The organism is Pusillimonas sp. ANT_WB101, assembly GCF_008369125.1.
Taxonomy (GTDB): Bacteria; Pseudomonadota; Gammaproteobacteria; order Burkholderiales; family Burkholderiaceae_B; genus Allopusillimonas.
Genome location: NZ_VOAY01000001.1, coordinates 1,010,346 through 1,029,087 on the forward strand (window position 1 = coordinate 1,010,346; position 18,742 = coordinate 1,029,087).

At 54.6% G+C, this 18,742-nt stretch carries 17 protein-coding genes; 6 read left to right on the top strand and 11 right to left on the bottom strand.

Going from position 1 to position 18,742, the window contains the following annotated elements; translation table 11 throughout:
• Positions 1-438: 438 nt before the first annotated feature.
• Positions 439-1,338 carry an NAD(P)-dependent oxidoreductase gene (locus FQ179_RS04665; protein WP_149396082.1) on the bottom strand — a complete coding sequence of 300 codons (900 nt, stop codon included), beginning with the start codon at positions 1,336-1,338 and terminating at the stop codon, positions 439-441.
• Between the two features lie 172 nt (positions 1,339-1,510).
• Complete coding sequence (locus tag FQ179_RS04670) at positions 1,511-1,954, bottom strand: CHRD domain-containing protein (protein ID WP_149396083.1); 444 nt, start codon at positions 1,952-1,954, stop codon at positions 1,511-1,513.
• A gap of 256 nt (positions 1,955-2,210) precedes the next feature.
• Between FQ179_RS04670 and FQ179_RS04675 the strand changes: the two genes are divergently transcribed.
• Together FQ179_RS04675 and petA are read left to right on the top strand one after the other, a co-directional pair.
• Entirely contained in the window at positions 2,211-3,710 is a 1,500-nt protein-coding gene (locus FQ179_RS04675; RefSeq protein ID WP_149396084.1) for a triacylglycerol lipase, read from the top strand.
• A gap of 236 nt (positions 3,711-3,946) precedes the next feature.
• Positions 3,947-4,600 carry a ubiquinol-cytochrome c reductase iron-sulfur subunit gene (gene petA, locus FQ179_RS04680; protein WP_149396085.1) on the top strand — a complete coding sequence of 218 codons (654 nt, stop codon included), beginning with the start codon at positions 3,947-3,949 and terminating at the stop codon, positions 4,598-4,600.
• Between the two features lie 48 nt (positions 4,601-4,648).
• Here petA and FQ179_RS04685 read toward each other — a convergent pair whose 3' ends face one another.
• The 3 genes from FQ179_RS04685 to FQ179_RS04695 form a co-directional block, all read right to left on the bottom strand.
• Entirely contained in the window at positions 4,649-5,077 is a 429-nt protein-coding gene (locus FQ179_RS04685) for a PIN domain-containing protein (RefSeq protein WP_188074495.1), read from the bottom strand.
• On the bottom strand, positions 5,077-5,376 hold the full coding sequence (locus FQ179_RS04690) for a hypothetical protein (RefSeq protein WP_149396087.1): 300 nt from the start codon (positions 5,374-5,376) through the stop codon (positions 5,077-5,079). Before FQ179_RS04690 ends, FQ179_RS04685 begins: the two co-directional genes overlap by 1 nt.
• 209 nt (positions 5,377-5,585) lie before the next feature.
• A complete protein-coding gene (locus FQ179_RS04695) occupies positions 5,586-6,071 on the bottom strand; it encodes a hypothetical protein (RefSeq protein ID WP_149396088.1) in 486 nt (161 codons plus the stop codon).
• 261 nt (positions 6,072-6,332) lie between these two features.
• Between FQ179_RS04695 and FQ179_RS04700 the strand changes: the two genes are divergently transcribed.
• Positions 6,333-7,214, top strand: a complete 882-nt coding sequence (locus tag FQ179_RS04700) for a lipid A biosynthesis lauroyl acyltransferase (protein ID WP_149396089.1) — start codon at positions 6,333-6,335, stop codon at positions 7,212-7,214.
• A gap of 180 nt (positions 7,215-7,394) precedes the next feature.
• On the opposite strand, the gene FQ179_RS04705 is transcribed toward FQ179_RS04700, so the two are convergent.
• The 6 genes from FQ179_RS04705 to FQ179_RS04730 all read right to left on the bottom strand — a co-directional run bounded on the left by FQ179_RS04705 (position 7,395) and on the right by FQ179_RS04730 (position 14,628).
• Positions 7,395-7,838 carry a hypothetical protein gene (locus FQ179_RS04705; protein ID WP_188074496.1) on the bottom strand — a complete coding sequence of 148 codons (444 nt, stop codon included), beginning with the start codon at positions 7,836-7,838 and terminating at the stop codon, positions 7,395-7,397.
• Positions 7,839-7,869: 31 nt separating this feature from the next.
• Positions 7,870-8,679 (bottom strand): lysozyme inhibitor LprI family protein, encoded by an 810-nt coding sequence (locus FQ179_RS04710; RefSeq protein WP_149396091.1) that lies wholly within the window; start codon positions 8,677-8,679, stop codon positions 7,870-7,872.
• Between the two features lie 169 nt (positions 8,680-8,848).
• Positions 8,849-11,431 (bottom strand): bifunctional lysylphosphatidylglycerol flippase/synthetase MprF, encoded by a 2,583-nt coding sequence (gene mprF, locus FQ179_RS04715; RefSeq protein WP_149396092.1) that lies wholly within the window; start codon positions 11,429-11,431, stop codon positions 8,849-8,851.
• 239 nt (positions 11,432-11,670) lie between these two features.
• Positions 11,671-12,996 (bottom strand): TRAP transporter large permease, encoded by a 1,326-nt coding sequence (locus FQ179_RS04720; RefSeq protein WP_149396093.1) that lies wholly within the window; start codon positions 12,994-12,996, stop codon positions 11,671-11,673.
• Entirely contained in the window at positions 12,989-13,477 is a 489-nt protein-coding gene (locus tag FQ179_RS04725; RefSeq protein ID WP_149396094.1) for a TRAP transporter small permease, read from the bottom strand. The genes FQ179_RS04720 and FQ179_RS04725 overlap by 8 nt, the downstream gene beginning before the upstream one ends.
• Before the next feature lie 146 nt (positions 13,478-13,623).
• Entirely contained in the window at positions 13,624-14,628 is a 1,005-nt protein-coding gene (locus tag FQ179_RS04730; RefSeq protein WP_149396095.1) for a DctP family TRAP transporter solute-binding subunit, read from the bottom strand.
• 330 nt (positions 14,629-14,958) lie between these two features.
• Between FQ179_RS04730 and FQ179_RS04735 the strand changes: the two genes are divergently transcribed.
• From FQ179_RS04735 to FQ179_RS04745, 3 genes are read left to right on the top strand one after another with little or no spacing between them, the layout of a single operon-like run.
• Positions 14,959-15,789: an IclR family transcriptional regulator gene (locus tag FQ179_RS04735; protein ID WP_149396096.1), complete on the top strand. Its 831-nt coding sequence runs from the start codon at positions 14,959-14,961 to the stop codon at positions 15,787-15,789.
• A gap of 10 nt (positions 15,790-15,799) precedes the next feature.
• Complete coding sequence (locus tag FQ179_RS04740) at positions 15,800-16,969, top strand: acetyl-CoA acetyltransferase (protein ID WP_149396097.1); 1,170 nt, start codon at positions 15,800-15,802, stop codon at positions 16,967-16,969.
• Positions 16,966-18,606 (top strand): acyl-CoA synthetase, encoded by a 1,641-nt coding sequence (locus FQ179_RS04745; protein WP_149396098.1) that lies wholly within the window; start codon positions 16,966-16,968, stop codon positions 18,604-18,606. Before FQ179_RS04740 ends, FQ179_RS04745 begins: the two co-directional genes overlap by 4 nt.
• The last annotated feature ends 136 nt before the right edge of the window (positions 18,607-18,742 follow it).

Here is an 18,742-nt window from a genome sequence, read left to right on the forward strand (position 1 = left end):
TTTGCAGTGTGCAGAGACTATTCAGGCATATAAACCAGGCGGCATTCAGGAGCAAATATCTGGCGGGCCGTGACCGGTCGTACCTTGGTTTGGCAACACGGCGCTTAGATATCGGTAGAGACGGGAGTTTCGGTGTGTGCCTTGGGGTTTACTTATAAACCATTGGGGCTTGCGGCTACGGAGACTCCGGGAGAATACCGGAAACCAACAACTTGAAACGTAAACTTCCAGACGGCAACGAATGCCACTTTATGTTACGGCACGATGTTGTATCGCTTCAATGGGCACAAACCCGAGGGACTGCGCGACAACAAGCCCTAGTTTCCCAAGTGTACGCATAAGCACCCTGCGGCGTGTAGCGTCACATTGGCCAAGTAGTTCAAGATTTTGTCTGCACCCCGATCTAGTGATCCCATGCGGGAGCGCCCAGCTATCGGGTCACTTTGTTGACTGTGGCGTCAGGCTTGCCCCGTTAAGTACCTGATAACTGCGGATTACCTGGCTGTCGTCGGCTCGACCGTCTCCACGGCCTGAAGAAGTCAAAAACATCTGGTAGGCAGCTGCGGCAAGCGGCAGTGCCGCCTTAACGTCTTTGCCCGCACTGAGCACAATATCCAGATCCTTTACGAAAATGTCGACGGCGCTTGAGACTGCAGGGTTATCTTGCAGCATGCGCGGCCCGCGGTCGCGCAACATCCAGCTGGAGGCGGCAGAGCCCCCCATGATCTCCAGTAAAAGCTCGGGATTAATGTCGGCCTTTGCCGCAAGGCTGAAGGCTTCTGCGGTTACGGCAATATGCACGCCACACAATAACTGATTGACCGCTTTAACCATAGCGCCCTGACCAGGCTGCTCGCCAACATGGAACAGACGCTCACCCATCTGCTTTAAAACGGGTGCAGCCTCCTCGAAGCAGGCTTGCTCGGTAGCTGCCATAATTGTGAGCGTACCCGACTCGGCACCCACAACCCCGCCTGAGACGGGTGCATCAATAAACCGTCGGTCGGCGCTTTGTACGAGTGTGCTTAGATGTCGCATGGCGGCTGGCTGGCAGGTTGCCATGACGCAGACAATGCCATTGCTTTTCAGGCCGCTCAATACGTCAGGTTGCGTGAGGACGTGTTCTGCCTGCTGGGCATTAACGACCATCACGATCAGCATGTCGGCATCTCGGGTGGCCTCTGCGGCAGAGGCCAAGATACTGCCGCCCGCTTGAATAAATGCTGCACAAGATTGCTTATTAAGATCTACGCCCCTAACCTCGTGTCCTTTCAATAGCAGATTCGTTGCCATGGGCAACCCCATGGACCCCAATCCTACAAATGCGATAACACTCATTTTGAAGCTCCATGAGGTAGACAGCCCAAGTGCCGGCACGCGTTTCGCCCTATCATCTATAGAACTAACGACCTGTCGAGGTTAATACTGCACCATGCGATGCGCATGGTGCAGTAGATATGATAGGCGTCGTTCGCAGGTTTCGCGAGGGTCTGGCGAGTATGATCAGATACTAAGGCTTTAGTTGGTCTCGAATTTCGCCTCCCTTGTGGGCGTCGCTGTGCACGTTGACATAGAGATCGCCCGCCTTATAAGCCTTGTATTGTGAATCGGTAAGTTTGGCATTTGTCGGCACCATCCATTCGTTATCACCCTTTTTTTCCAGGGTAATGATGGGCGGGCCGTTTTTACCGGCTGCTGCTTCATGGATGTGCGCCATGGTCCCGTTCAGCCCCGACGTTGTAACGCTGCCGGTGACAGCCATGTTGTCCTCAATTGTGATCGTGCCCTCACCTTTGGCAGATGTCGTGACAGCCGGCACTTCGTGAGCACCACTTAGCATCACTTTGCTTTGCGCAGCCATGGCAACGCCATAACCGCCAGCCAAACCGGCGATCATCACGCTGCTTGCCAGAACCGCCAGACGGGTTTTAGTGAAAAGTTTATTGCTGCTCATATAAACACTCCTTGTCGTAGAGACCCCGGCGCAACTGCCGGCTGTCATCAACTCATGATTGAGTTGATGACAGATCTCCTATTCAGCATATAGTGTGCCTGCTACTGTATTAGCCGGGTACTATGTCAGCATTGTCGGCAGCATGATTGTTCAACCCTACAGGCAGTTTCTGGTGTGTCATCGAGGCGCAGCATTATTACCAGCCCTCCTGAGCGCTTCGCGACCCCGCCTGAATACCTGTTCAGAGAGGCCCATCATGGCAAACCCGCTCGCGCCGTACTATCCCATTATCTACGTTCGTGGCTATGCAATGACGCCAGGCGAAATCGCGGCAACTGTATCAACGCCATACATGGGCTTCAATCTTGGTGCCACCAAGGCCCGGCAGGCCTGGGACGGCCGCGTGGTTCGGCATGTTTTTGAATCTCCGCTGATCCGCTTGATGAAAGACTATGGCTATCGCGACATTTTTTCTGATGGCCTGGAAATTGCAGGCACAATTCAGCCGCGCAGCATCATTATTTACCGCTACTACGACCCGGCAGATTCGGATCTGGGTACGGGTAAGGTATTGTCCATACCCGAGGCGGCAGCCGGCTTGAAGGACCTGATTCACGGGCTTCGCAAGCAAGTCTGTGGCGACGATAAAACATTGCTTGATCAGTTTAAGGTCCATCTGGTGGCTCACTCTATGGGGGGCCTGGTCGTGCGCAGTTTTCTGCAAAACGATAAGATAAGCACCAAGGCCGATCGAAGCCTGGTAGACAAGGTTTTCACTTACGCAACACCACATAACGGTATCGAGATGGCGGGCCTGAACGTACCCGCTTTTCTGGGCCTGTGGGACATGAATAACTTTAACCGCAAGAAAATCGCCGAGTTTCTTGGCATGACCGGGCAACGCGATCGTGTTGACTCGCTCGATGGCAAGTTCGACCCACAGAAGTTCTTCTGTTTTGTCGGCACTAATCATCGAGACTATGAGGTTGCTCTGGGGCTTTCCAAACGGCTTGCCGGTGAAATGAGCGATGGGCTGGTGCAAATCGAGAACGCTACCGTTAGCAAGGCACCGAGAGCTTTCGCTTATCGCAGCCATAGTGGCCCTTACGGTGTCGTCAATTCTGAGGAAGGCTACCAAAACCTGGTGCGATTTCTGTTCGGCGACGTCCGCGCAGACGGCGAACTGGCCGTTGCATGTTTGCCGTTGCCTCCTTCAGTGCAAAAGGCCAAGGATGCAGGCAAAACCGTTCGTGCCTCCTACTATTTCGAGGCAACCGTGGCGCCTCGAGGAGAAATGAGCTACAACCTCACCGAGCGGCGGTGTGACACCTATAGTGCAGTGCTGCGCGGCTACGATGAGTTATTAAAGATTGAGCGCGCAGAACTAGATGCGCCGCGCTCCCCGATGCTGTTTTCGGTATTTCTGGATAGCAAAAAAATAACACTGGGGCGCACACTTGTCTTTTCGGTAGAGCTTGCTGTTTCAACAACGGGCTATAACATTGACGGTTTTCTCTGGCTGGATCAACATGTCGAGGGTGAGTACCTGTATCGCGACACGTTAACCATTCGCGTGACGCATACGACAGACGGTTTTAATGTACGTTACGTGAGCACCGACAACAAATGGAGCGAGTCTACGGGCACGCTTGCCGAACAGGGCAAGGGGCAATACGTTATCCCTTTGTCGTCCAGCAAAGGCTTCAAAGGGCAGCTGCTGCTGGGTGTTCAGGCCATTGAGGCCGCCCCAGAGTAGTTTTCATACACCTGAGTGCTCTGAACATTTTTGGGGTCGTTGTTCACTTAGTGCGGAACTTTTCATGGCCAGCTCCGGTCATCTACAAAAGAGAGTGCTCGAAATGGGTAGTACATGCCTGCATCGCCCATTAGCTCGCAGTAGTTCATGTTTTTGAATGCGGGGTAAAGACGGCCAGACTGATCGTGTTTTGGACACCTTCCTTGAATAAATCAAATTAAAGCAAGGTTCCAATCATGAGCAATGAACTAGATGCCAAGTTTCATCACGCCGAAATCATCCTGAAAAAACGTCGCCTCTTACTGGGCACCGCAGTCACAATGGGCGCTGCGGGCACCATATCAACGGCTGTTCCATTTGTCGACTCAATGAAGCCCAGCGCGCGGGCACTGGCGGCCGCTGGCCCAGTCGACATAGACGTCAGCAAGATCGCACCCGGGGACATGATAACGGCGGCATGGCGCGGCCGGCCAATCTGGGTGGTGCATCGCACCAAAGAAGAGTTGGCCGCATTGCCAAAAATGGAGTCTTTGCTGGCAGACCCCCTTTCACTTACTTCCCAGCAACCTCCCGACATGCAAAATCTCAATTTGAAAGAAGGCTTTCGCGCGATTAAGCCCGAGTTTCTGGTTTTAGTTGGCATTTGTACGCATCTGGGCTGTATTCCAACGTATATGCCGGCGCCCGGATCGCTAGACCCAACCTGGCCAGGCGGCTTTCTGTGCCCCTGCCATGGCACGCGCTACGACCTGTCAGGCCGGGTACTGGCAAACTTTCCTGCCCCGCTTAATTTGCCCGTACCGCCCTATTATTTTGAGTCAAATACATTGATCAAGGTGGGTATGCTCAAAGACAACAACGACCAGAACTGGGAGCCTCAAACTTGGTAACTGTTGAGTGCTCGCAGCTGGCTTAAACGCCCAGTTCGATTTACGAAATTACCGGCCCGCCCTGAGGGGATTGAATAATTCAGTGCCTGCAAAGTCTTTTTCGTTGTCGGTCGCAACAATACAACTGTTCGCCTCAGCAACGGCGGCGATGACAGTATCGAGTGCGTTTTTGGGTTGCCCTTTCGCTTTGCTCTCTGCCATCAGGCGAGCCCAGATGAGACTAGCGCGCTCGTCGAACGCAAGAATGCGCCCTGAAAAGAGCGCTTGCGGACCTTCAGGTCCGGAAAACCAAGCCTCAAGTTGATCGCGTCGTTTGCCGCTAGGCTTCTCGAGTATTCCTCGGCGGATTTCTGCGAGCGTCAATGAAGCAATAAACAGATCCTCGTCACGCTGAGTGGCCATCCATTTAAGTAATGATTCTGATGGTATTGGCTTGATCACGTTACTAATGATGTTGGTATCAAGAAGGTATCGCATCAGAACTCAACCGGGCGTCCTGTATCGCGGGTACGTGTCAGGTCTAGATCAGCATCAACCAGCGGTGAACGTCGTAGGGCCGCAAGGATACCCCCTTTTTGCTTAGGCTCATCAGCGATTGTTTGTTTAACAAAGGCGCGTAACCGTGAAGCTTCGGGACCGTCTTGAGCCATCCGACGCGCCAATGTGCGGATCAGTTCGCGATCTGTATCACGTCCCAGTACCTCAAAGCGTGCGAGGCCACGCTCGCTTAGGCGAGTTCGATAGGCTTGGATGGCGCGATTCTGCGCAGTGCTCATGGCTTATCTCCTGATATTGCCTGTAATATAGCCAGACGAGTTAGATTTGGCAAGATGCTTACTATTAATAATAGTGCGCAGGAATGCTCTTCGTAGTGTGACCATCCTCCCCTGATCCCGCCAGGCAGATGGGTATCAGCACTGCATATCGCATGCCAAGCCAGCCGACAAAAGCCAGTACCCAAGTAGCCCTTTGCCCTGCAGTTGGATCAGCCCTGACGATGCATAAGAAGCAGCTTCTCGCGAAGATCAGTCATAATCTTGCAGAATACGGTGGCCGGCAACGAGGTCGTGGAAGATTCGGGTTCAGAACCCGTTTCGTGTATTAGCGTCAGCCCCTCCGTAGAAATCAGCACCTTCTGTAAGCCAATAGACTGCTCTATACGTGCACAAATGGCACGCCCAATAAGCTGATGGTGCTCGGCCGAGCCGTATGTAATGCTAATTCCTGCCCAGTACACAGCACGGCGGTCTGCCTGGCTGGCCAGGCTCTTTGCATCCCAGCCACTGGAACAAAACGCTATGGCTCGCCGCGGGTCAGTTTCTGGAAACTTAATGCCCTGAATAAACCCTTCTATTGAGGCAAGCAGTATGTCATCAAGTACAAACGGAGAGAGGCTGAAATTTGACAGTGCCACGCCGCGCCAGTCAGTTGAGGTACCCGACACGTTCAGGCTGGAAGAAGTTACTTGCATTGCGGCATCCTTACGGAGATTCAGGGCAAAGACAGTTGATGGCGCGATAAAGCCAAGCGCCAGAGCAATGTTAGCGTTGACGTAGTGATTGCGCTCTTATTTGGTATTGCACCATACAATGCATGATACTGTCGGCGGAATAACATTGTTAAATGCCTGGCTCGTCAGGGGTTTATCGCTCAATGTGTACTCCCCGCAGTTACCTTAACCCTTCGGATACCGTCATCGTCGTTTAGCGGCTGGGCGCCACTAGGACAAAATTTGAATTACAAACTACAACACGTATTGACCTCGGGTCTATTGCGCGTGTTTGCCGCGCTGCCTTATGGGTTAGTCGCCCGGGCCGGAGAGGGGCTAGGCCGATTACTGTACCGGCTTCCAAGCAAACGTAAGCGCATTTTGCATACAAATTTGCGTCTTTGTTTTCCGGAAAAAACTGACGAACAGCGCGAAAGCCTGGCGCGTTCAACATTTGAGCATGTTATTCGCAGCTACTTCGAGCGCGGTGTGCAATGGTATGGCAGTGCCAAGACGCTTACGCGTTTGACTGAGCTACACAGCGCCATAGATCTGGCCGACGCTTACGAGCAGCCCACCATCTTCTTGGGGTTTCATTTTGCCGGCATTGAGGCGGGCTGCATGTATTACTCTATCCACCACCCGGTTGCCTCGCTGTATACACCAATGTCGAATAAGGCTGCGGAAGATATCTCTCGCGTACAGCGCTCCAGATTTGGCACCGAAATGATTCCACGCGGTAGCAGTGCCCGCCAAACCCTGAATATACTGAAATCAGGCAAGCCCATTATGTTGGCGGCTGACATGGATTTTGGCCTGCGCGACTCGGTATTCGTACCGTTTTTTGGCGTTCAGGCTTGTACGCTAACAGCTGTATCCCGTCTGGCCAAGATAAGCGGCGCACGCGTAGTGCCCTTCGTGACCGAAGTGCTGCCCAATTACCGTGGCTACAAGCTAAAGATTTTTGAACCTCTGCAAAACTACCCATGTGGCGACGACAAAGCTGATGCCCTGCTGACCAATCAGTTTCTGGAAGCGCAGATACAGAATATTCCTGAACAATATTATTGGGTGCATCGTCGCTTTAAGCGCCGCCCCGAGGGCGAGCTGCCGGTTTACCAATAATGAGCGTCTGAGGGCGGTCTGCCAGTTTGCCAGTCATGAACATCTGATGGCTAGCTGCCGGTTTAACGGTAATAAGCATCAGAGGGCGAGCTGCCGCTTTACCAGAAATAAACACCGGCAATGCCGGTTAGTTTCGGTGTACTGAGAGGGAAGCTGTACTCTTCCCGCCTGAGGCCCGCCCTACCCTGTGAGCCACTTGGCGAACATCACCACGCCTTTATATGTCCAGCCGTTTTCCACAACAAGTTTGTGCAACGGCTCGCGCATTTCGTTGATATCAAACTTATAGGTGTAACTGAGCTTGGGAACGGGCAGCCCGTTCTCGACCTGCACCCCATACACGGTTTCGTGCCTGAAGTTGTAAAAATCAATGCCCCATTGCGCCTTGAACTGTAAATTTAAACTGGTTGGGCTGCCCGAACCATCAAACTGGGACTGATATTCACGTACCCGCACCACATGGTCAGACTCGTCAACCCAGATGGTAAAGCGAGTTAAATAGGCAATACGGTGTATGCGCATCAGATCAAACCAGGTGGCATCCGCGTACTTCCAGTCCAAAATTAGCTGGTCGTCGCGTTTTCCGGGCTTGATAACAAAAGGAAACTCGGGCGCGTTGTTCATGGCCAGCATGCGTTGCCGCAAGCTTTCAGTGCTAACTGGGCTTGAGCCTGGCGCCGGTGTAAACGTCAGCGCCAAAGTCGCCATACGAAAAAACACAATGGCGACCGTCGAAAATACAGCCACCGCCATGGTAATAATTGCAATCGCCGTAGGTATCGACGTTTAACGTGCCGCTGGCATCCAGATCGAAGTTAATGTCACATACCGGCGCACTTGGCTCGGTGGGGTCATAGCTTGCACCGTGAAGTGCCCTGCCCTCAGGCTTGCCATAGAGCGTGACAGCTCCTGAACAGCCCGGCATGCCTGTGATAAGGTCCACCACCAGATAGTCGGGCTTGGCGGTGCCGCGTCGTATGGTTGCGGAAAGCATTCCACTGCCCTTGCCCGACCAGGACCCCACCCAGGGGTCTGTAGTGGGAGCAGCTGTAGAAAGTGCCTCGATACGCGCCGCATAGATCCCCTGCAGGCACATAAGCTGGCCCATTTCGCGAGGGCTTAAGCCCTCTTCGCTGGTGGGGTCTGGTGTGACGGCGTCAAGCGCGCATTGGCGATTGCGTTTGCTCAGCCATTCGCGTTGGCCTGACATCAGCGCTGTCCGGTCGGCATCGTTGTTTTGTGCAGCAAGTGCTGCCCGGTAGGCCTTAGTCATCTTCCCGTCAAGCGAACCTACTGTATCCCAGTTGCAAATGGACTTCTCGACCTGAAGTGTGGCTTTGGTACAGTCGAACCCTGGGCCGGATGCCCATGCGGGTGCCGACGATGTGATGCCCAGAGCGAGTATGGCCGCTGTCGCATTTAAGTAGTGCCCTAACCGTGGTGAACAGAAGTACCGAGTGTCCATGTTTAGCCCCACCGTGGTGACGTTGTCGCTATTGTCAGACTGTCTTTATAAGTGATAGCAGCTCGTTGTGATACTGAAATGTTGGTGTGACCAGAGCGCTTCACCAGACCCGGTAACACTAATTACGACCAATACAGATTGGTGTGATTCAGGAAGCCAGGCATGGTTCTTATCGGCTGATCAACCCCTTCACCCCCCCACTGACCAGCAGCGTTGTATCACCCAACATTCGTGTCATCTCAATACCGGGCCGTGCTGCGAGGTAGCGCGATCGCCACTCCGGTGAAAATTTTTCCTTATAGGCTCGAAGGCCCTGAAAATTGTAGAAATGCTCGGCATGGCGATATATCAGTGCGCCAGCTCGTGACAGCATGGGTGCTGAAGCACGCCCGTCTAGCCCCGCCATAGGGGCCATCCCCATGTCGAATTCTGCATAACCTTGTTCGCGTCCCCACAGCATTAATGCAATAAACAGATATTCCATTACGCCATTAGGGGCATCATCAACTTGACGCATCAAGTCAACAGAGATCTCGCTGTGATCAGATGCGGCCCACAGATTGGCGAACGCAATAATGCGCCCTTCCAGACGCAAAATCGCAACGGGGAAGTGGCAAATATAATCAACATTGAAACGTCCCAGTGAAAAGCCCTTTTCGCGGGCATTCTTGCCACGCAGCCATTGGTCCGAAATACGCTTTAGCTCATCGGTAATTGCAAGAACGTCGGCCTTGGCCACAACCTCGAATACCAGCGGCAAACGCTGGCCTCGATTCCAGGTCTGACGTAACTTCGCTCTGCCAGGGCCTTGAAGATCGAATTGCGGTAACGACACATAGGCTTGCTCTCCAAGCTTTTGGAAGGCAAGTCCCACCTCGGCAAGCACTGGCATCGTATCTGGTGTGATCTGGTAAAAAGCGGGTCGTCCTGCGTGTTGATGGCAAATCTCCATGAAAGACCAGATCAGATCCTGCTGCTCTTCCTGCAGGCCGACGGGTTCTCCCATGGCGATCCAACTATGCCCCTGAACACCAAACATGATGAAGCTTCGTCCACTTGGGCTGAACAAAAACCGTTTATCGCCCAACAATGCCAGACAGGCCGAGGTACTGGCTCCTTCTGCATGTTGAATGACGTTTTCGACTTGGGGCAAATCGGTTTCTTCAGGCAACAAGACGGACACCGGTGCGGGACGCAAGACGGTATACAGACACACGATAAGAAACGCGATAACCGCACCAACGCTGGCTCGAAGAAAGCGAGGTGCATCGCCATGAACCACAAACGACCACCAGAGGTCGTCTGCATACTCAACACGCTGGTAAGCAAAAAAGCCAAGCCATAAGCAGCCGGCCAGCGCGGCGGCACTCGCGAGCAGCCAACCGGGCGTCGGCGTGAGGGCGAACAAGCGAGCCTTGCGATTGAATGCGTGTCGACAAGGAAGTAGCGCGACAAGGGTAATGCCCAGCCCTAGCGCCTCTTCGAAATCAAACCCCTTGAGCAGCGAAAAAACAATACCTGCTGACAGAAAGCCACATGCCAGTAGCCATGCACCATCAAGCCTGCGACGCAATCCGTCTGCGATGAGTAGTAGCGCAACCCCCATTAAGCTACCAAGAAAGTGCGATACCTCGATAACCCCAAGAGGCACAATGTGGAGTAACCAGTCGGCCCGGGCTTTGATGACCGGCGTTACGCCCGAAATCAAGAGTATGAGGCCAGAGACAAAGACCAGTACAGCGAACAGCGAGGGTGCTAGAGGCAGCGTTCGGGCCAACATCGTGCGGCTGGGACGCCCCAGCGTATGGGCAGCAATCAGCAAGCACGAAATGGCAAGAGGAACCAGGTAATAAATAACTCGGTAGGCCACCAGTGCGGCGACCGTAGCACCGGACGCATCAGAAGGCACAGCCAGGAGAATCGTGGCATCGAATACGCCAACTCCGCCGGGGACATGACTGATAATTCCAATGGTGTTGGCAACGACAAAAAGCCCCAAAAACCCCAACAGACCGAATCCGATCGAATCTGGCAGCAGTATATACAGCGTCAGTGCCGCGAAGCTGTTATCTACGATGGATATAAGAATTTGCCCTGCTGCGATGGGCACGTGCGGAACGGAAACCTCATACTGGCGCCAGGTTAGCTTGCCAACCTTAAAGCTTGCGAGCGCCAGCCATGTCAGAGGCAGCAAGAGTACGATGGCCCCGAATATGGGCCCAAACCAACCCGGCATGCTGACTAATTCCATTAGGCGCTTGCCTTCGCCAATGGCGGCAACGCCCAGAATGGTCGACATACCCAGTGCCGTTGTTAGAGTCACAAACACGATGACCTTGGCAATATCGGCAACGCTCAGCCCCCAGCTGCCGTAGAGTTTGTAGCGAACAGCCCCACCACTGAGCATTCCGAACCCTACATTATGGGCCAGCGTGTACGAGGTGAATGAGGCCAGCGCGATGCGACGATACGTGAACCGATGCCCGATCCAGGTAAGTGCAAGCCAGTCAAATAGCGTGAGCGCCAGATAACTGCTGGCCGTGGCGGCCACGGCCAGTGCGATGGTCTGCACTGGAATCGCAGCAATCTGTCGCAAAATCTGGTGCACGTGAAAGTGTGCCAGTTCGCGATGGATGAACCATAGCGCAAAACCGAATACGACAAGGCCGATGAGCATCGGCCACATGACGCGTAAGCGAGCCCATAATTCAGCCAGCAATGAATTTGGCTCTGTAATTGTTTTTGTTGGCATTCGCTTCCTGCTTATTGGCAACCATTAATACAGCGCGAAGCTTTATATGCAATGCGATTTACGGGCAACCATCATGGCGTGGTTGCTCCCTTAGTTGTGCCGTGTATATGGCAGTAAGCATAGGCGGTCGCAGGCGGCTTCAACATATTGAGGATGATACCAATCATAGGCGCCCGCTGCCGCCTCCGTTGCCAGTTTAGATGCCCCAAGCCGCAGCGTATTGATGCAACGGCCAGAGTTTATTTCATAAAGTTAACCAAAGCGCTCGACAGTTCAGGCACCGCTGCCACAATGGCTAAGCCTATGACACTCGTGATCAAGAACGGAATCGCCCCAAGGGCGATCCGTTCCAGCGGCATTCGAGTGATATTGGCCGCCACATACAGATTGATCCCCACAGGCGGTGTAAACAGCCCTATCGCCAGATTGATCATGACCACCACACCGAACCACACCAGATCCCAGTGCAACTCACGCGCTACCGGCAGAAAAATCGGGAGCGTGATGTACATAATCGTGACGGCGTCCATAAACATGCCCGCAATCAGCAGCACCGCCATGATCACTAGCAGGATCACGGCTTCGTTACCGCTAAAGCTTAACAAAGCACCTGACGCCCGGCCGATCAGGTCATCCACCGTGATTACCCAGCCAAAGAGACTGGCGTAGGCAACCACCAGCATGACCACTGCCGATGAAGCGGCTGCATCCACCAGGGTTTTGTACAGGTTTTTGAAGTTAAGGGTGCGGTAGATGAAGACCCCCACCAGCAACGCATAAACGGTAGCAACGATAGCGGCTTCAGTTGCCGTGAAGACACCGGAGTAAATACCGCCCAATATGACAACCGGCATCATCAATCCCCAGAATGCGGAGACAAAAGATTTCCACAGACGAGGAAAATAGCGCAGGGTGGTGTCTGGTGTTGGCGAGAGCGCCTCGAGGCTGGGCGAAGACGTAGGCTGGTTCGCGTAGCGGCTGGCGAAAGGTAATGTGAGCAGCATCAGTGCACCAAGCACCAGGCCTGGCACAACGGCGGCAATAAACAGTTCAGAAATAGAGGTTTCGGCGATAACCCCATATATCACCAAACCGATGGACGGCGGGATGACGATGGATAGTGCTGCCCCCGTGCATACCAGGCCAGCGGCAAAGTGCGGAGAGTAGCCGTCTTCTTCCATGCCTTTGATGATGAGTGGCCCGATCGCCGCCACAGAGGCTGGGCCCGAACCGCTTACGGCGCCCCAGAACAGACACACTACAGTACCCACGACCCCCATACCACCCGGCAGGCCACCTACCAGGATGCGAAAGAAACGGATCATGCGTTCTGCGATACCTACCGAACCCATCAGAATGCCGGCGAGAATAAAAAACGGAATCGCCAGCAATGAAAACTTTACGATGCCGCTGGATATCAGATCGCCCACCAGATCCAGGCCAAAGCCCATGGCCCACATGGCGTAGAGCGCAGACAGCCCCAACGCAAAGGCCACAGGCAGGCGAATGAACATCAGTACAAAAAACAGGAGCACCATCTGGGTGCCAGCGCTCATATCAAACATAGTGCTCGCCCTCTTTGCGATTGGCGCTGTGATAGAACTCGATGGCGTACTGTATGTAGCGGATCAGCACGATGGCAAAGGCAAACGGCAATGCCACGGTGTAGTACCAGGCGGGTACGCTCAAGGCATAAGACTTCAGCCCCGAAGACACCTGATTCATGAGCAGTTGCCAGAAAAACCAGGCAGACAGAGCCAGTAGAAAGGCCGCCAGCAGGGTCGACACAATCAGGATCAGCTTGCGCACAGGACGCGGCGCCAGGTCATAAAGCAGCGTCACGGCCAGATGGTCACCACTGCGTGCTGCAATCGCGGCCCCCAGAATGGTGAGCAAAAGAAAACCGTGAGTCAGTAGCTCTTCGGTCGACGCCAATGAATAATTAGTCAGGTAGCGGACCATTACGTTGACGAAACCCAGCAGGGTCATCGCCATGAACAAGATCGCACAGAGGATCTTTTCCGCGTTCTGTAGAAAATAGGCCATGGGACGGGATTTCCGGGCTGTGAGCTAGGCGGGGGGTGCCGGAAGCATCCCCGGCGATACCGGCGAGACCAGCCCGCCGGACAGGAGTGCAAAACCTTTGTGCGGCGTCATGGATGAGACCACCGCACAAAGGCTGCTGGCAAAAACTACTGGGCTTTCTTGATGGCGTCCTGAAAGCTCTTAACCAGATCTGGGCCGACCTTTTTCGCCCACGTATCGAAGGCTGGCTTGGTCGCCTCGCGGAAGGCCATCAGTTCGTCGGCGTTGGGCTCGTAGACTTCCATGCCCTTGTCGCGCAAGAACTGCACACCCTTGGCGGTGTCGTCACGTGTCAGCTGCTTTTGGAAGCTCATGGCTTCGACAGCGGCGGCGCGCACCTTGGCCTGGGTATCGGCGTCCCAGGAGCTCCACAGTTTGTTGCTTACGCCCACGAAGACGGGATCATACGAATAGTGCCAGGTGGTCAGGTATTTTTGCACTTCGTAGACGCGCTGCGGAATGATTACCGCGCCTATGGGGTTCTCCTGGCCATCCACCACGCCTTGTTGCAGGGCGGAGAACGTTTCGGTCCATTGCATCTGCTGCGGATTGGCGCCCAAGGCGTTCATGACGTCGATGTACATGGGGCCAGCCACGCGCATCTTCAGGCCCTTCATGTCTGCAGGCGTCTTGATCGGACGAACATTGTTGGTAACCTCGCGAAAGCCATTCTCACCCCAGGCCAGCATGACAATGTCTTTTTTGGCCAAGATCTCGGCCATCTTGTCGCTGGTGGCACCGGTGGTGGTTGCGTCGACGTCTTTGTAGTCGGCATACAGGTAGGGCAGCGAGAACACCGCCATTTCCGGCACCAGTGGCGTGACGTTAATGGCCGATGTAATCAGAAAGTCTAACGCGCCCTGGCTCACCATGGTGGCCTGCTTCATCTGATCGCCACCCGACAGGGTTGCATTCGGAAAGATGCGGATATCTATTTTGCCATCGGTTTTTGCCTTCAGCAGTTCGTTGAATTTTTCGGCGCCCTTGTGCCAGGTAGTGGTGTCGCTGGTGTTGTGCGACAGGCGGTAGGTAGTGGCTGAAGCGGCTCCTGGCAGTGCAAACGCCGTCACCAAGGCTGCCACCAACACGGTTCCCAATTTCGTTACTTTCATATTCAGACCCTCCGGGTAGTCTCCAAAAATCGATTGTTCTAAATTTTGATACCGATGCCGGCGCGTGGGGCACCCAAAAAGGATGATGGACGACTTGCGGGATGCACCGAATCTGGTGTGGTCGATCAGATGGAACCCAAGCAGCACCGGGAAGATTGGACAGAACCCGGGCAGTACAGCCGTCACTCGCCAACCCTGTTGATTGTATATTTAAATTTTATATAGTGAGACATAATTAATACTAGGGTTTGCGCTAATATATTGACTTTAATAGGGATTAACCTAAAATCAAAGAATATTTAACGCCTGAATTCATTACTGTTTCATACTATGGAACTACCTTCCGCTGCTTTACAGGCGACACGCCCCAGTGGGTCGCAGGCTATCCAACGTGCCATTCTGGTGCTGCGCAGCATCGCCCGCAGCCATGAAAACGGCATCGGCCTGTCTGTACTTTGCCAACATACCAAGCTCAACAAGTCCACTGTACACCGCATCACCGCCACCCTAATCAGCGAAGGTCTGGTCGAACAACACGAACAGACGCGCCGCTATTACCTGGGCACCGAATGCTACACCTTGGGTCTGATCGCAGCCGACCGCTTTCGGCTGCGCAATGTAGTAGACGAACCTGTGCGCCGCCTGGCACGTGAAACCGGTGATGCGGCGTTTTTTTCCGTGCGTCAGGGCACCCATGCGCTGTGTCTGCTGCGCGAAGATGGCAACTACCCGCTTAAGTCTCATGTGCTGCATGCCGGCGATCGCCACCCCCTGGGCGTGGGCGGAGGCAGCCTCGCCATGCTCTCTGCCATGGACGACAAATGGGTCAACGACTACCTTGATCGCAGTATCGAAGATATCGGTAGTCTCTATCCGGTCTACACCCGTGACGTGCTCGAATCGGTGGTTCAAGAGTCGCGCTCGCGGGGGTACGCCGTTAACCGAGGTTTGGTGCTTAAAGGCTCCTGGGGGGTAGGCGTAGCCATACGAGACCCAGATGGGCAAGTTATGGGTGCGTACAGCATCGCCACGGTCGAAAGCCGTATGTCGGCCGAGCGCGAAGCTGTGCTGTATCGCTTGCTGCGAACCGAAACAAACGCGCTAGAAAAATACCTGCAAGACTCCCACAAAAACGTTAAACACACTGATTTTTCTTCATAGGGTGAAAGACATGGCAAAAGCACTGATTGCGGGATGGTCGCACATCCCTTTTGGCAAACTCCCCGATCCAGACACTGAAAGCCTAATGGCCCGCGTGTCGGGTGCAGCCCTGGAGCACGCCGGTATCACCGGCAAGGACGTCGACGCTATTTACGTCGGGGTCATGAACAACGGCTTCCAGAAACAAGATTTTCAGGGTGCTCTGGTCGCCCTCTCCGACCCAGATCTGGCCTACGTGCCGGCCACTCGCCTGGAAAACGCCTGCGCAACCGGCACAGCGGCCCTTTATGCGGCCATGGACTTTATCGAGTCTGGGCGCGGGCGCATTGCACTGGTGATAGGCGCCGAAAAAATGACGGCAAAATCCACACCTGAAATTGGTGACCTGTTGCTTAATGCCAGCTACCGCAAAGAAGAGGCTGACATCGAAGGCGGCTTCGCCGGCGTGTTTGGCCAGATTGCGGCGCAATACTTTGACCGTTATGGTGATCGCAGTCATGAGCTTGCCATGATCGCAGCAAAAAACCACCATAACGGAGTCTCCAACCCCTACGCTCAAATCCGCAAAGACCTGGGTGTAGAGTTTTGCAATACGATTTCCGACAAAAACCCCTATGTGGCTGCACCACTGCGGCGCACTGACTGCTCGCTGGTGTCTGATGGCGCTGCGGCTATTGTGGTGGTAGAAGAATCGTTGGCCGCCCAGTTTCCGCGCGCCATCCGTTTTCGCGCACGTCAGCACGTTAACGACCTGCTCCCCTTAAGCCGACGCGACCCTCTGGCCTTCGAAGGTGCCGCACGCGCCTGGCGCCAGGCCTTGCAACAGGCCGGCCTCACACTTAATGACCTTAGCCTGATCGAAACCCACGACTGCTTTACGATTGCCGAAATGCTTGAGTACGAGGCCATGGGCCTGGCTGCACGCGGCGAAGGCTATAAAGTCGTACGCGAGGGCATTACCCAAAAAGACGGCAAGTTACCCGTTAACCCATCTGGCGGGCTTAAATCCAAGGGCCACCCCATTGGTGCCACGGGTGTCTCCATGCACGCCATGGCCTGCATGCAGCTGACTGAAACCGCCGGTGATATGCAGATTGCCAACGCCCGCCTGGCCGGGGTGTTTAACATGGGTGGTACTGCGGTGGCCAACTACGTCAGCATTATGGAGCGCGTCAAATGAGCCACGCCTCGCTCGCTGCGGGCACTACACAAACAGCGCCACAGGGCGGCCTGTTGCCGGTTTCCCGGCGCGTAATGAACCTCGCCACCTTCTTGAGCCAGATTGCTGCGCGCCTGCCCAATGAGCCAGCCCTCATCATTGACGAGCACATCACAACCTGGGGCGCACTTGAGCAGCGTGTACAGGCGCTGGCCTCAGTATTCACGCAGGCCGGCCTGGTTAAGGGCGACCGCATTCTCACCCATTCTCCCAACAATCGCGAACTCATCGAGGTCATGCTGGCCTCTTTTCGTATCGGTGCGGTGTGGGTGCCTACCAATTTTCGTATCACGCCTGACGATGTAGACTATCTCGCGCGCAGTTCAGGGGCGTCGGCCTTTATCTGCCATAGTGACTTCCCCGGCCACGCCGCTCTGGCCGGTAAGCTGGACGGCCTGAAACTGGTAGCAGGCATTGGCCAGACTGCCGGAGATAGCGGCGTCGAGGCACTAATAGACGAAGCGCTGCAACACGCAACCGTGCACCAGGCTGAACGCGTCGACTACGACGACCCCTGCTGGTTCTTCTTTACCTCTGGCACCACCGGTAAGTCTAAAGCCTCGGTGCTCACGCATGGCCAGATGGCCTTTGTGCTCACTAACCATTTGTGCGACCTCATGCCGGGCACCACCCATCATGACCGCAGCCTGGTGGTTGCCCCGCTTACGCATGGGGCTGGCGTACATTACCTGGCACAGCTTGTTCGCGGTGCGGCAACCGTGTTTTCCACCAGCCCCAAATTTTCAGCCGAGGCAGCCTGGGCTGCAATCGAACGCTGGGGCGTCACCAATTTTTTCACAGTACCCACCATACTTAAATTGATGGTCGAGCACGAAAGCGTCGACCGCTACCGGCATAACTCGCTGCGTTACATCATCTATGCCGGTGCGCCCATGTACCGCGCCGACCAGAAAACCGCATTGCAAAAACTGGGCTCGGTGCTGGTGCAATACTTTGGCCTGGGTGAAGTCACCGGGAATATTTCAGTCTTGCCGCCCGAAGACCACTCGCCCGATGACGAGGCCATGCCGCACCTGGGGTCTTGTGGCTACGCGCGTACTGGTATGGAAATTAGCATCCAGGACGACGACGGCAAGTTACTGCCAGCAAATGAAAACGGCGAAATCTGTATTTGCGGCCCGGCCGTGTTCGCCGGGTACTACAACAACCCTGAAGCCAATCAAAAAGCCTTTCGCGATGGTTGGTTCCGTACCGGCGACATGGGCTACCAAGATGCCAAGGGCTATCTTTACATTACCGGCCGGGCCTCTGATATGTATATATCTGGGGGCTCCAACATCTACCCGCGCGAGATCGAAGAGAAAATTCTCGTGGCCGGCCTGTTGCACGAGGTCTGCATTCTTGGGGTGCCTGACCCCACCTGGGGTGAGATTGGCGTGATGGTGGGTGTGCTAAAGGAAGGCGCCAGCTGGGATCCCAAAGTTTTTCAGGCCTGGCTCGATGCCAACATTGCCCGCTACAAGCACCCCCGCCATTTCGTGATCTGGCCTGAGCTGCCCAAATCGGGCTACGGCAAAATCACCAAAAAAATCATCTACCAAGAATTGCTCGACCGCGAGGCCCTGCCTCAACCCTGAGCCGCCCGCCACCTACAAGGACTCGTGCTTATGAATTAAGACCACTCCGCTGAAAAAGGCGTCGTCATTGTTACTGACGGCGCTTCGGGCATCGGGCTTGCGCTGCCAGGCTCCCGATCCCTGGTAAAACACTACC

What these genes read in the sequence shown, in the direction of transcription:
- FQ179_RS04665 (WP_149396082.1), bottom strand. Translation starts at nt 1,338, where the DNA reads ATGAGTGTTATCGCATTTGTAGGATTGGGGTCCATGGGGTTGCCCATG.
- FQ179_RS04670 (WP_149396083.1), bottom strand. Translation starts at nt 1,954, where the DNA reads ATGAGCAGCAATAAACTTTTCACTAAAACCCGTCTGGCGGTTCTGGCA.
- FQ179_RS04675 (WP_149396084.1), top strand. Translation starts at nt 2,211, where the DNA reads ATGGCAAACCCGCTCGCGCCGTACTATCCCATTATCTACGTTCGTGGC.
- petA (WP_149396085.1), top strand. Translation starts at nt 3,947, where the DNA reads ATGAGCAATGAACTAGATGCCAAGTTTCATCACGCCGAAATCATCCTG.
- FQ179_RS04685 (WP_188074495.1), bottom strand. Translation starts at nt 5,077, where the DNA reads ATGCGATACCTTCTTGATACCAACATCATTAGTAACGTGATCAAGCCA.
- FQ179_RS04690 (WP_149396087.1), bottom strand. Translation starts at nt 5,376, where the DNA reads ATGAGCACTGCGCAGAATCGCGCCATCCAAGCCTATCGAACTCGCCTA.
- FQ179_RS04695 (WP_149396088.1), bottom strand. Translation starts at nt 6,071, where the DNA reads ATGCAAGTAACTTCTTCCAGCCTGAACGTGTCGGGTACCTCAACTGAC.
- FQ179_RS04705 (WP_188074496.1), bottom strand. Translation starts at nt 7,838, where the DNA reads ATGAACAACGCGCCCGAGTTTCCTTTTGTTATCAAGCCCGGAAAACGC.
- FQ179_RS04710 (WP_149396091.1), bottom strand. Translation starts at nt 8,679, where the DNA reads ATGGACACTCGGTACTTCTGTTCACCACGGTTAGGGCACTACTTAAAT.
- mprF (WP_149396092.1), bottom strand. Translation starts at nt 11,431, where the DNA reads ATGCCAACAAAAACAATTACAGAGCCAAATTCATTGCTGGCTGAATTA.
- FQ179_RS04720 (WP_149396093.1), bottom strand. Translation starts at nt 12,996, where the DNA reads ATGTTTGATATGAGCGCTGGCACCCAGATGGTGCTCCTGTTTTTTGTA.
- FQ179_RS04725 (WP_149396094.1), bottom strand. Translation starts at nt 13,477, where the DNA reads ATGGCCTATTTTCTACAGAACGCGGAAAAGATCCTCTGTGCGATCTTG.
- FQ179_RS04730 (WP_149396095.1), bottom strand. Translation starts at nt 14,628, where the DNA reads ATGAAAGTAACGAAATTGGGAACCGTGTTGGTGGCAGCCTTGGTGACG.
- FQ179_RS04735 (WP_149396096.1), top strand. Translation starts at nt 14,959, where the DNA reads ATGGAACTACCTTCCGCTGCTTTACAGGCGACACGCCCCAGTGGGTCG.
- FQ179_RS04740 (WP_149396097.1), top strand. Translation starts at nt 15,800, where the DNA reads ATGGCAAAAGCACTGATTGCGGGATGGTCGCACATCCCTTTTGGCAAA.
- FQ179_RS04745 (WP_149396098.1), top strand. Translation starts at nt 16,966, where the DNA reads ATGAGCCACGCCTCGCTCGCTGCGGGCACTACACAAACAGCGCCACAG.